This is a genomic window from Lysinibacillus sp. NPDC086135, assembly GCF_044746345.1.
Taxonomy (GTDB): domain Bacteria; phylum Bacillota; class Bacilli; order Bacillales_A; family Planococcaceae; genus Lysinibacillus.
This window is the reverse complement of record NZ_JBIVCA010000008.1, coordinates 145,351-158,602: the sequence shown is the minus strand read 5'-3', so window position 1 is coordinate 158,602 and position 13,252 is coordinate 145,351. Positions and strand designations below refer to the sequence as shown.

Here is a 13,252-nt window from a genome sequence, read left to right as displayed (position 1 = left end):
ACACATGACTGAGTGACCAACATCGTGTTGCTGTCGCTACGTTAGCACTGCGCTAGCGCACAAAAAACATTTGTTGTCCTAAAGCCTCCGGACGCAATTATGCCGAGGCATAATTGATTGCGAAGCTTGTAGAAAGGAGGAGGATCGATGCTTCATAAATGGGAAGGAATTGTCCTAAAGGTGCGTGCCTATGGAGAATCAAATAAAATTGTAACATTACTAACAAGAGAAGCAGGAAAGGTTGCAACAATGGCTCGAGGAGCGAAGAAGCCTTCCAGTAGGTTAGCATCTGTGACACAGCCATTTACGTATGGCATGTTTATGGTACAGCATCATACCGGTATGGGGACATTGCAACAAGGAGAGCATCTAAATTCAATGCGTCATATTCGTGAGGATATAATGGCAACGGCCTATGCAAGTTATATAATGGAACTTGTCGAACGTGTAGTAGAAGAGGGGAAACCAGAGCCACTTGCATTTGATGTGCTCCTTCAAGCATTACAAGCAATTGAGGAAGGTTACGACCCGGAGGCCATTACATTGTTCGTTGAATGGAAGATGCTACCCTATACAGGTGTGCAGCCTATATTACATGCTTGTGCTACTTGTGGAGCAGTAGACGGTGAATTTGCATTTTCTTTTGTGCAGGGAGGTTTTTTGTGTCATCGTTGTTATCATCATGATCCTTATATCATTCGATTAACACCGACTCAGCTTAAGCTTATCCGAATGTTCTATACTGTACCGATTGACCAAATTGGGAAATTAGAATTAAAAAAGGAAACCAAATATTTTATTAAAAAAATAATTACAACCATTTACGAAGAACAAACAGGAATTCGTTTTAAGACTAAAAAATTTATTGAACAGCTTGAAAGAACGCCTGAATTTCAGTTAAGAACGAGTACTGATCAAGAAAAAACGCCAGAAGACCAATAATATTGATCTTCTGGCATTTTACTTTTTACATTACAATATATTAATATTCTTCTGGATCTTCCATGAACTCGTAAGAAGCAACCCATTTATTAGCGATTTTTAGAAAATCAATATATAGATAAGCAGTTTCACCATTTTTACCTGTTATATGTAAAATAGATGTACCTTCTGCTAATAGTGTAACATTTACTTTCTTATCCTTTATTGTCGCTTTCACAGCTGCTGGCTCAGAATTAAATTTTTCTAAGGCAACATGTGTTGGCTCGAACGATAGATCGCTACTTGAAAACGTTAACTCATCTGTAACTTGATACAAATCAATACTACGCACGAAATCATATGTATTGACATCAGCAGCCATTGTTTGTTGTTGAGTACCATTAGTGAAAGTAAGCAAATATTGACCATTTTTAAAGATAGAAAGTGTAGCAGAATTATTCGTTGATTTAAAATTATATAATTCAGGAGATAAAGCTTGACCATCTGCAGTTTGAATACTTACCTTAGTAGGAACAAATTTTAAATTACTTTCCATTAAGTTGAGCGGTAAGTTTTCTGCATAATCCTCTTCTTTCACTTTTTGAAGCATTGTTTGTAGCTTTCCGTTTACTTTCTTCACATTTACTAAGTAATAGACATCGATAAATTCTTCCGTATCTTCTTTAAAGCCCGTAATAACTAATTTTCCTGTACCTTCTTTTAGCGGTTTAATTGTAATGGACTCTGTCATATAATCTTCTTCATCTTCAACCCATGTAAAGATATCCTCTGCAGGATTAATGCCGCCATAAGAAGCAAAGATATAGTCTTGCTTAAATTGGCTAGCAAAAACTGTGACGTTGCCTTGAGCTTTTTCAGCACGTACAACAAAAAGTGCTAACTGGGAGCGTTTTACATTAGTTTGTGGTCCGAAGGTAGTAGGCGTTGTACCTATTGTAATGCTATTGGCAAAAAGTGTTTTTATATATGGTTCGTATTCGCTACCTTCGTTGACATCATCAAAAGGAATGTAAATGCCGTTTGTAATTGGTAATTTAAAACCTTTCACAATCATTTTTGACATTTGTCCACGTGTAATATTTTTAGTTGGGTTGAAATAGCCATTGGTTCCGCTAATAATACCTGCATTTGCTAAAGCAGCAATCGCGCCATAATTTGCGTCGCCGGGTTTTATATCCTTAAAATTTGGATTTTTTACATGAACCGTATCTAGCTTTAACATACCAGCTAAAATTTTCGCAGCTTGTGTACGAGTAATTGAATTCTCAGGTTTAAAAGTGCCATCGGGGTAGCCTGATATAATGCCACGTTGAGCTAAGTTAATAATAGCTTGACCTTCTTCAGATGACACATTTTTCACATCGGAGAATACCGATGCAGCATGTGCTGGGGGTGCAATGACAATAGCGCTTGTTGCTAGTGCTGATGCCATTGCGATGTGATAAAAACGATTGCTTTTCAAAAAAATTCCTCCAAAGTACATAAAAAATTTATAGCTAGGACCATCCTGTTAAATAGGTTGGAATCTCTATGGATTGTTAAATTATTGTTATTTAACATTTAAGATTAACTATAATACTTTATTTATATCAAAATGATGAAGATGAGAATAGAGGGAATTATATGATGTTAAAAATTAACATGGATAAAATACTTGTTCATCAACGAGTAATGGCTATTATTTCCTTATCGACTGGGACGTATTTTATTGAATGGTATATAGGATTTTTGGGTGATGAGATAGTAATGTGAGATTTTTGCTAGTAATATTAGGACAAAATGAGTGTTTTTTTGTAATTTACAGAAAATATTATTTGTGATATAAATTTAACTATAAATTATAAAAATGCGCTTTTAGTTCTATTGTATAGGATTTTATATCTTTTTTATTGTTGTTAATAGCTGTTGTTAAAAGAATAAGTTAGATATAAATTACTAATTTTGGAATGGTTTTTAACATAAACATAGTAGTAACTATTCATTTGTATACCATAAAATAGTTGAAAAGGCATTTTAATCTATGATATTGTAAATAATATAGATGATATTTAACTTCTTTCAGCGTAAGTCCAAACATCCGTTGAAAGAAGTTAAAGCCTCCAGACGCAATTATGCCGAGGCATAATTGATGAACAACGCAGTCTATCGAAGAAGGAGGGAGTCACATGATGCTTGGATATTGCATATGTGGCAGAAAATATGCTAAGAAAAGTGACGTTAAGTATTGATGAAGTTGAAGCCAATGATATTTTAGCTGAAGATATTTTTTCTGATTATCGTTTACTCGCTAAAAAAGATTTAGTTTTAACGGAACGAATTATTGCTTTACTTAAGCTTAGAAAAGTAGACAAACTATCTGTCTATTTACCAACTAATTCAGTCCGAATTGTTCATGATTTAAGTATGCAGCATACAAGGGATTGCTGGGATATATTTGCACCACTTATCGATAAAAAGGATGAGGTAGATGAGTATAAAGATAAGGTGAATAACCTTTTTATGACTACATTAGAGAATGTTGTGCATGAATTGCGCTATGGTCAAATTTTAAAAAGTATCCAAGATACTACTTATGTACAAGGTGTTTTTGAACAAATTTTAGAAAAAAAACATCGCTATGAATTACTTATGCGATTAAAGGAATGGGATGAGTATTCTTTTGTTCATTCGTTTGATGTTTTCGTTTTAGGTACTATCTTTGCACGTTATTTAGGTTTAACGGATATTGTAACGCTAGCAAGGGGCTATTTGTTCCATGATATTGGGAAGGTGTTTATCCCGCAAGAAATATTAAATTTAAAACGAAAATTATCAGAAGATGAGTTTGACATTGTTAAAACTCATACGACTAAAGGTTACGAGTTGCTCATAGAAAATGGGGAAGAGGATATTGCCTATTTAGCACGTGATCATCATGAACGCTTTGCCGGTAAAGGTTATCCGAATCAGCTTTGTGAGGATGATATGCGTGAGGGAGTTCAATTACTGCAAATAATAGATGTTTATTCAGCTATGACATCAAAGCGTGTATATCATTCGGGATATGCTGCAACAGATGCATTAGCTGTTTTATATCGTGATCGACATTTATATAACGAGAAATTTATGCACAAATTTGTAGAGTGCTTAAGGATTTATCCTGTCAACTCGGTCGTTCAATTATCTGATAATCGAAGTGCACAAGTAGAACTTGTCTATGATTTATTCCCAACGTTACCTAAAGTTAAGTTGTTGGATGAACAAAAGTCAATGATTTTACCTTTAAATTATAATGTGAAAATTGCGAAAATGATTGATTATCGTGCTAACAGCTTTGAAGAAATTTTTAATTTATTTATAGAACAATTAATTCGTTGTGACGAAAATGGCTTAAGAGTCTACTTTAATAAATTAATAGATCATTTACATCCTAAAGAAATTATTTTAAAAATATTTTTACCTGCCTTTCGAATTCTACGTTTATTAACAAGGGAGATTCAAATAGATTTGAAAAAATATAGGAACTCTATTACTATATTAAAGAAACTATTAGAAGAGCAATTACATATATTGTATATGGATTATCAGCATGAGAAAACAACAGTATTAGTTGTGGAAACTTCACTACGTGAAAATTTCTTTATAAAACTTGTGCAAAGTATTTTGTATATTGATAAAATTGTGCCGTTCTTTATTAATCCAGATGATGACCAGAGCATTACGCAATTAATGGAACATTGTAACGTAAATGTAGCTTACTTTATTGGGGAAGAGCTGACAGCTGATAAGAGAGTTCGCCCGATGCGAGAAGGAACATTCCTTTTTTATTCGCTTGTAGATATTGAGGAACTACTTATAAGCTTAGTAGGCATGAATATGAAAAAGTTTTCATTTGAGGAGAAGATGCAAGAGCGCTTGTTTTCATTATTAAAGACATAATAAGAGGGAGTCGCTTAAAATGCGACTCCCTCTTTATATACTGATGAATTTTAGAATTGAAGATGTTTTTCGATGTATGCTTTAACATCTGTAATTGGCATACGAACTTGAGCCATTGAATCGCGATGACGCACTGTAACTTGACCATCCTCTTTTGAGTCAAAATCGTAAGTGATACAGAATGGTGTACCAATTTCATCTTGACGACGGTAACGTTTACCGATTGATTGTGACTCGTCAAAGTCAACTGGGAAAGATTTACGAAGCTCTGCCCAAACATCTGTAGCTTCATCCGAAAGTTTTTTAGAAAGTGGTAGGACCGCAGCTTTAAATGGTGCTAGAGCAGGGTGGAAGCGTAAAACTGTACGCTTATCATCGCCTTCAAGCTCTTCCTCGTCATAAGCATCGCAAAGGAATGCTAATGTTACACGGTCTGCACCTAAAGAAGGCTCGATACAATATGGAACATAACGTTCGTTTGAGACTGGGTCAATGTAAGTGAAATCTTCACCAGAATGCTCCATATGCTGTTTTAAATCGAAATCTGTGCGATCCGCTACGCCCCATAGTTCGCCCCAACCGAATGGGAATTTAAATTCAATATCAGTTGTAGCATTTGAGTAGTGAGACAATTCGTCGTCTTCATGATCACGAAGACGCATAGAATCTTCCTTCATGCCTAAATTTAATAACCAATTTTTACAAAATTCTTTCCAATATGCGTGCCATTCAAGGTCCTCGCCAGGCTTACAGAAAAATTCAAGTTCCATTTGTTCAAATTCACGTGTGCGGAAAGTGAAGTTACCTGGTGTAATTTCGTTACGGAATGATTTACCGATTTGAGCAATACCGAATGGTGTACGTTTACGCATTGAACGTTGTACGTTTTTAAAGTTCACGAATATACCTTGTGCTGTTTCTGGGCGTAAATAAATTTCATTAGTAGAAGATTCTGTTACACCTTGGAATGTTTTAAACATTAAATTAAATTGACGAATATCTGTAAAATCAGCTTTACCACAATCCGGGCACACTACGTCATACTTAATCATCGTTTCTTTCATTTGATCAAATGTCATACCATCGACAATGATTTCATCGCCTTTTGCTAGCGCAGCGTCCTCGATGATTTTGTCAGCACGATGGCGCGCTTTACATGCTTTACAATCAATCATTGGGTCATTAAAGTTGCCAACGTGACCAGAAGCAACCCAAGCTTTTGGGTTCATTAAAATTGCAGCATCTATTCCAACATTGTGCTCTGATTCTTGGACAAACTTTTGCCACCACGCTTTTTTAACATTGTTTTTTAATTCAACACCTAGCGGACCGTAATCCCAAGTGTTTGCTAAGCCTCCGTAGATTTCAGAACCAGGGAAGACAAAGCCGCGATGCTTCGCTAAAGATACGATTGTTTCCATTGATTTGTTTGCCATAAAAAATAGCCTCCTTCATAGTTTTCACAGAGTGAACATTGATTTTGTTTTAGCGAATTTATACAATTCGCTAGAGATTTTTTTAATTTAGGTAGGACTAAATTAAAAATAGCACCCGTCTCCAGGCACAATGAATGCCCAGGGACGAGTGCTAAAACCCGCGGTTCCACCCTGATTGTTTTAAACGCGTTGTTTAAAACCTCTTTTCAAAAAAGTTAGCTCAAGGAGTGCCTTTTCTCTGCTACTATGTAGACTTTCACCATCTTCTACTCGCTTTAAAGTGGAACAGATACTTTTTTCCCATCATCGCCTATAAAACGCAAATCGCTCGAAAATACATTTAGAGCAAGCGTATGTGTCAATATTGTAGCATGTAGTTCTTTTCTTCGCAATAATTATTAAAATAGTATATAATAATTGAGCATAAGTATAACACTATTAGATTTGAGGCGGTGAGTCCAATCGAACTCAATAAACGTCAGGAAGACATTTTACAAATTGTGAAAGAAAACGGCCCAATCACAGGCGAACATATTGCAGAACGTCTCAATCTGACAAGAGCAACTTTAAGACCAGATTTAGCAATACTCACAATGGCGGGCTTTTTAGATGCTAGACCTCGTGTTGGCTATTTCTATTCAGGTAAAAAAACATCCGTTACATTGACGGATAGTATTAACAATTTAAAAGTGAAAGATTTCCATTCAGGACCAGTTGTTGTACCGGAAACAATGACTGTTTACGATGCGATTTGCTTCATGTTTTCAGAGGATGTTGGAACACTCTTTGTCGTAGATAAAAATGAGTTTTTGACAGGGGTACTTTCTCGAAAAGATTTACTACGAACAAGTATTGGCACGCAGGATTTAAACAAAATTCCTGTACATATAATTATGACACGAATGCCAAATATTTCGTACTGTGAGAGAGCAGATTCTTTAGTTGTTGCAGCGAATAAACTAATTGAACGAGAAGTTGATTCGCTACCAGTAGTAGAGCCACAAGAAGGTGGTTTGAAAATCGTTGGTCGTCTTACAAAAACGACGATTACACGAGCTTTCTTATCACTGGCACAGAATGACTAAATATTTGAAGGAGAGCAGCATGAAAAGACTACGGGTTTTTGTTGTATCTGATTCAGTCGGTGAAACTGGTGATCAAGTCGCGAAAGCGGTTATTAGCCAGTTTCGACCTAGTTTGGAAAACACAGTAATTCGCCGTTTTCCTCATATACAATCAGAGGAGCTCATTCGGAAAATTGTATGCCTTGCAGCGAAACAGAATGCTTTTATTGTGTACACGCTTGTTCGCCAGGAGATGCGATCGTTATTACATGAACTGTGTGAGCAAGAAAATGTCTATGCTGTCGACATCTTAGGGCCTGCTTTAAAAACAATGACAACATTTGTGGAAGAATTCCCATTAGAAGCACCAGGAATTGTTCACCAGCTAGATGATGATTATTTTAAAAAAATAGAGGCTATTGAATTTGCAGTAAAATATGATGATGGTAGAGATCCACGTGGTCTTTTACAGGCTGATATTGTGTTAGTCGGTGTTTCACGTACCTCTAAAACACCGTTATCACAATATTTAGCACATAAACGCTATAAGGTGGCGAACGTACCTTTAGTACCAGAAGTGGAGCCACCAGAAGAACTATTACAAATTGATCCGAAAAAATGTTTTGGTTTAATTATTTCTCCTGATAAATTAAACTCAATTAGAAAAGAGAGACTAATGTCTCTTGGATTGAATGATGATGCTATCTATGCGCAGCATAATCGAATATTAGAAGAAATCCAACATTTTGAAAAAATTGTCGCTAAAATCGGTTGTAAGGTTATTGATGTGACAAACAAAGCTGTTGAGGAAACAGCGAACGTCATTATTGAGCATATCTTGAACTGTAAATAAGAAACGGATGATGATAAACCACCTCATGTGAGAGGCGGTTTTTTTGAGTCCGTTTTGAAAATAGTATAGATAAAAACTAATTTTTGTTTTATAATAATAAAATTGTGGTAAAAATATTTATTAAGAGAAAAATCCTATTTTTTTGTCGAGAAATAAAGGATTTTTAAATCGGATAGCGAATTGTGTTTTAGAACGTAATTTAAAGATGGTGATGGATTTGGCAGGGAAGATTCCTGAAGAAGTGATTGAACAGATTCGCTCACAATCGGAGATTGTTGATGTCATAAGCGAATACATGCAGCTTACAAAGCGTGGGCGCAATTGGTTTGGGCTCTGTCCATTTCATGGAGAACAAACGCCATCTTTTTCTGTGTCATCAGACAAACAAATTTTCCATTGCTTTGGTTGTGGTGCAGGCGGTAATGCTATTACTTTTGTAATGGATATAGAAGGTATTTCTTTTCCTGACGCTGTCGTGAAACTTGGTGAACGTGTTGGCATACAGTTAGATATTGGGCCAAGTTTACCTGAAGTAACGAAAAAGGTATCTAAAGCGGAAGAAAGGATGAAAGAAGCTCACGCTTTTGCAGCAGATTTTTTTCATCATTTACTGTTAAATACCGAAGATGGTGAAGAACCTTTAAATTATTTGCTAGAAAGAGGATTTACAAGGGAACTTATAGAATCTAATAGCATTGGATGGTCTCTCCCAAGCTTTGATGCATTAACGATATTGCTTGAAAGAAAAGGTTATAATTTACAAGAAATCGCGGAAAGTGGTTTAGTAATCAAGCGTGAAGGGGAAGAACGCTATTTTGATCGTTTTAGAGGGCGTATTATGTTTCCCATTCGTGATGAGAACGGAAAGATTATAGCATTCTCAGGACGAATCCTTACATCTACTGGTGAAGAGGCAAAATATTTAAATAGTCCAGAATCACCAATTTTTCAAAAGAGTGAAGTGCTATATAACCTAGATAAAGCACGAACCTCGATTAGAAAAAATCGTCAAGTAGTATTGATGGAAGGATTTATGGATGTTTTAGCAGCAACCTCTGTGGGTGTAACGAATGCTGTAGCAACAATGGGCACTTCGCTTACGAATCAGCATATCACAAAGCTAAAGCGCTTAGTAGAGCAGATTACCATTTGCTATGACGGTGATAATGCTGGGTTTGATGCGGCGAAAAGAGCAGCACAGTTACTTCAAACGGAACGTATGAAAGTCAATATTGCGGTGTTACCAGATAAGCTAGATCCCGATGAATACATTCGTAGTTTAGGTGGACAAGCATTTAAAGAACAAATTTTGGAAAACCCTCATGCGTATATTGCTTTTATGATGATGCATGCTAGACGAAATAAGAACTTTCAGTTTGAAAATGATACGCTTCAATATATTCAAGAAGTTCTTGAACAACTGGTAGGTAGATCATCACCAGTTGAACGAGATTTGTATATAAGACAGCTATCGAAAGAAACAAACATCTCGGAAGAAGCGATTTATGCTCAATTCCGAAAGCTAGAGGCCAATCAGGTTCGTTCTGCAAAAGTAGAAATGCCTGTTCAAACGCCTTCGATGCCGGTCACTCAGCAACATAAGCCTATGGACGCAGCTGAACGTGCCGAACGTTTATTACTGGCTCATATGCTTCATAATATAGATGTAGTGGACAGGGTATTACGTAGTGAGCAAAAAGATCCATTTGTACGAGATGCTTATATGGCAGTTTTTGTTCGCTTAGTAGGATTTTATGAGGAATATGGTCATCCTGATTATCAACGTTTTGTTGAGATATTAGATGACGCTGAATTACGCAAGATTGTAATGGAAGCAGCTTTAGCGGAAAGAGATCCCGACCAAGCAGATGCAGAGGTCACAGACTCAATACGTCAGCTGCAAAAATATAGAATTGAGCAAGAAATTCAACAAAAGATGCATGAGTCAAAGGAAGCGGAGAAGATGCATGAGTATGCGCGTGCACTTGAAATCGCCCAACAGATTATTCATTTAAGAAAATCGTTATCGGCGATTTAACCCGATTCGGTTGTTTAGAAGGAGGAAGGTTTATGGCGGACAAGTCAGAACGTTCAAAAGAGGTAGAAGTAGAAATTACATTAGATGAAGCAAAAAAAATACTACAAGAAAAAGCAAAAACAGAAGGTGAAATTTCTATGAAAGAAATTTCAGAGAAACTAGCGCCTTATGAATTGGAGAACGAAGAGATTTTCCACTTTGCTGAGGATCTTGAAAAGGCTAAAGACATTCAAATCATTGGAAAAGAAGAGTTTGAAGAAGAAAGCTTAATGAAAGAAGAAGCAAACGAAGAGACTTTTGATTTAAATGATTTGAGTGTACCACCAGGTGTTAAAATAAATGACCCTGTACGTATGTATTTAAAAGAAATTGGTCGAGTTGATTTACTTTCTGCCGAGCAAGAAATTGCTTTAGCTGAGCGTATTGAGCAAGGTGACGAAGAAGCACGTAAACGCCTAGCTGAAGCGAACTTACGTCTTGTTGTATCGATTGCAAAGCGATATGTTGGCCGTGGAATGCTATTCCTTGATTTAATTCAAGAGGGGAATATGGGTCTTATCAAGGCAGTTGAGAAATTTGACTACCGTAAAGGTTTTAAATTTTCCACTTATGCAACATGGTGGATTCGCCAAGCGATTACACGTGCAATTGCGGACCAAGCACGTACAATTCGTATTCCAGTGCATATGGTAGAAACAATTAATAAATTAATTCGTGTACAACGCCAATTACTACAAGACTTAGGTCGCGAGCCATCTCCGGAAGAAATTGGTGAGGAGATGGATTTAACACCTGAAAAAGTACGTGAAATTTTAAAAATTGCACAAGAACCAGTATCTCTTGAAACACCAATTGGAGAAGAAGATGATTCACATTTAGGAGACTTTATTGAGGATTCAGAAGCTCAATCTCCATCTGACCATGCAGCTTATGAATTGTTAAAAGAGCAATTAGAGGATGTGCTAGATACATTAACTGACCGTGAAGAAAATGTCCTGCGCTTACGTTTCGGTTTAGATGATGGTCGCACACGTACATTAGAAGAGGTAGGGAAGGTATTTGGTGTAACACGTGAACGTATTCGCCAAATTGAAGCTAAGGCTCTTAGAAAGCTACGTCACCCTTCTCGCAGCAAACGTTTAAAAGACTTCTTAGAATAAAGATAAAAAGTTGGGCTATCTAATTAGTAATCACTAATTGGATAGCCCTTTTTTAGGCTACTATTATATTCGCATGAAATAGGAGAATACCTGTGAACGTAAAGTAAATACCCGCGCAAAATTTTCATCATTTTCCCTAGAACATACTAAACATAGTAAATATTTTTTCGATAAATGTTATAGCGAGTAATTAGAATGAGTCAATCTTGATTATTTTTGCTACTTTATACAGATGTGTTATTAAAAATTTTAAGATAAAATTGTAATAACAACCATTATTAAGCAATGTTTGGAGTATATACTATGACAAATCCTCGAAAAAAAATAATTTTGAATGAGATTTTGTTTTGGAAGCAAAATAAACTATTACCAGAGCATTACTGCGATTTTTTAGCGGCTCTATATGCAGAAGGGTCAGATATAGAGGAGTTAGAACCAGTACACCATAAACAGGCTATATTACCTTCAGAAAAGAGAAGGCTGCTACTTATAATTGCAGGTATATGTATTGCAATGATTACGTTGCTGTCTATTTATTTTACAATATCTTCTTTAATGATAATTTTAACGGTTGTCGTTGGAATAGCTGCGGTGATATTATTTTTGACGGCATTTCGAATGGCAAGAAAAAATGATCTTTTAGCCCCTGTTTTCCATTTATTGGGTGCTGTTTTATTATTTAGTATGTCTATTCGAATTTACACTACATATTTTAATGGCAATAATATTGCATTGTTTTGCTTGATTGCAGCAAACTGCGGGGTTTGGCTTTGGTCAGGTTTAAAAATGAAGCTACTTTATTTTACGGTCTCAGGTGTCCTAGGTTTACTGGCATTGATTAGCTATTATATCATAAACTTATTATAGGAACTCATTTTGTAAAATAGTTTCGCTGACAAAGACAAGAATCTGTTTGCTTTCTAATAGCTAACGGATTCTTTTTTGTTTTAAAATTGTGTCTGTAATTGAGCCTACACTCTGTTGGTGAAGACTATAATCGTATAGCTTATTTAGCTAATGGATTATTACATAAAGAAATTTTGATTTTCTTGGTATATGACTGTACAAAGAGAGGAAAGATAACAGCGTGTAAAGAAGTCGTTCAGAAGATAATGGATAGTCCAAATGTAGTCCAAATATTGGGGATTTCAAGACATATTTTATCCAATAGTTACAGAAATGTCGAAATTGTTACAAACAAAGGAAAACTTAGCGAATAGGCTTTTCGTTTCATGGTTAATGAAGTACAATATTAGATGTTGACTGATTCTATATTATCATAGAAGTAGATTTACAATGAGGAGGGGAAACATATGAAAAACAATCCAGTCGTTCCTTACATCTTAATTTTAGCATTTGGTATTGGTCTTATTTTCTTTATGTCTTTAATGGGCGCAGAGAATAAAAAGGAAATCGCTGCTGAAAAAGAGGGTGGTGGCGAAAAAACAGAAGCTACTGATGACTCTGCATTAGTACAATCTTGTGTTAGTTGTCATGGTAATGACCTAAGTGGTGGTTTTGGTCCAAACTTACATGGCAAAGATGAAGCTCGTATCGTAGATGTTTTAACAAACGGAATCCCAGGAACTCCAATGACGCCTGGTATGAAAAACGAAGCGGAAGCGAAAGCAATCGCTAAGTACATTTCAACTCTAAAATAGTCTAAAAAAAGTAGCTGTACTGAAAGCGTTTAATCGTAATCGGTACAGCTACAATTTATTTATCTTCATTTCAGTTAAATAAAAATGGAGTTGCTCAAAATTTGAGTCAACTCCATTTGTTTTTTTTCACGACATCATACATACTAAGAAAGAACACTATTTAAGACAGGCGGTAAAAAT

Annotated in this window: 10 protein-coding genes; 8 read left to right on the top strand and 2 right to left on the bottom strand. The window is 35.9% G+C overall.

What is annotated here, in order from left to right; all coding sequences use genetic code 11:
• Window positions 1-147: 147 nt before the first annotated feature.
• Window positions 148-942 (top strand): DNA repair protein RecO, encoded by a 795-nt coding sequence (recO, locus tag ACIPKN_RS12485; protein WP_400936420.1) that lies wholly within the window; start codon window positions 148-150, stop codon window positions 940-942.
• A gap of 40 nt (window positions 943-982) precedes the next feature.
• Here recO and ACIPKN_RS12480 read toward each other — a convergent pair whose 3' ends face one another.
• Complete coding sequence (locus tag ACIPKN_RS12480) at window positions 983-2,404, bottom strand: S-layer homology domain-containing protein (RefSeq protein WP_400936418.1); 1,422 nt, start codon at window positions 2,402-2,404, stop codon at window positions 983-985.
• Between the two features lie 710 nt (window positions 2,405-3,114).
• Here ACIPKN_RS12480 and ACIPKN_RS12475 point away from each other — a divergent pair.
• A complete protein-coding gene (locus ACIPKN_RS12475; RefSeq protein ID WP_400936416.1) occupies window positions 3,115-4,860 on the top strand; it encodes an HD-GYP domain-containing protein in 1,746 nt (581 codons plus the stop codon).
• 50 nt (window positions 4,861-4,910) lie between these two features.
• On the opposite strand, the gene ACIPKN_RS12470 is transcribed toward ACIPKN_RS12475, so the two are convergent.
• Complete coding sequence (locus ACIPKN_RS12470; RefSeq protein WP_142509856.1) at window positions 4,911-6,296, bottom strand: glycine--tRNA ligase; 1,386 nt, start codon at window positions 6,294-6,296, stop codon at window positions 4,911-4,913.
• A 452-nt stretch (window positions 6,297-6,748) separates the two neighbouring features.
• Between ACIPKN_RS12470 and ccpN the strand changes: the two genes are divergently transcribed.
• The 6 genes from ccpN (at window position 6,749) to ACIPKN_RS12440 (ending at window position 13,072) form a co-directional block, all read left to right on the top strand.
• Window positions 6,749-7,381 carry a transcriptional regulator CcpN gene (ccpN, locus tag ACIPKN_RS12465; protein ID WP_142509855.1) on the top strand — a complete coding sequence of 211 codons (633 nt, stop codon included), beginning with the start codon at window positions 6,749-6,751 and terminating at the stop codon, window positions 7,379-7,381.
• A 19-nt stretch (window positions 7,382-7,400) separates the two neighbouring features.
• Window positions 7,401-8,213 carry a pyruvate, water dikinase regulatory protein gene (locus ACIPKN_RS12460; protein ID WP_142509854.1) on the top strand — a complete coding sequence of 271 codons (813 nt, stop codon included), beginning with the start codon at window positions 7,401-7,403 and terminating at the stop codon, window positions 8,211-8,213.
• A gap of 205 nt (window positions 8,214-8,418) precedes the next feature.
• Window positions 8,419-10,251: a DNA primase gene (gene dnaG / locus ACIPKN_RS12455; protein ID WP_142509875.1), complete on the top strand. Its 1,833-nt coding sequence runs from the start codon at window positions 8,419-8,421 to the stop codon at window positions 10,249-10,251.
• 32 nt (window positions 10,252-10,283) lie between these two features.
• Window positions 10,284-11,411 (top strand): RNA polymerase sigma factor RpoD, encoded by a 1,128-nt coding sequence (gene rpoD, locus ACIPKN_RS12450; RefSeq protein ID WP_049663796.1) that lies wholly within the window; start codon window positions 10,284-10,286, stop codon window positions 11,409-11,411.
• Window positions 11,412-11,714: 303 nt separating this feature from the next.
• Complete coding sequence (locus tag ACIPKN_RS12445) at window positions 11,715-12,278, top strand: hypothetical protein (RefSeq protein WP_400936413.1); 564 nt, start codon at window positions 11,715-11,717, stop codon at window positions 12,276-12,278.
• A gap of 446 nt (window positions 12,279-12,724) precedes the next feature.
• Complete coding sequence (locus ACIPKN_RS12440) at window positions 12,725-13,072, top strand: c-type cytochrome (RefSeq protein ID WP_400936411.1); 348 nt, start codon at window positions 12,725-12,727, stop codon at window positions 13,070-13,072.
• Window positions 13,073-13,252 lie beyond the last annotated feature (180 nt).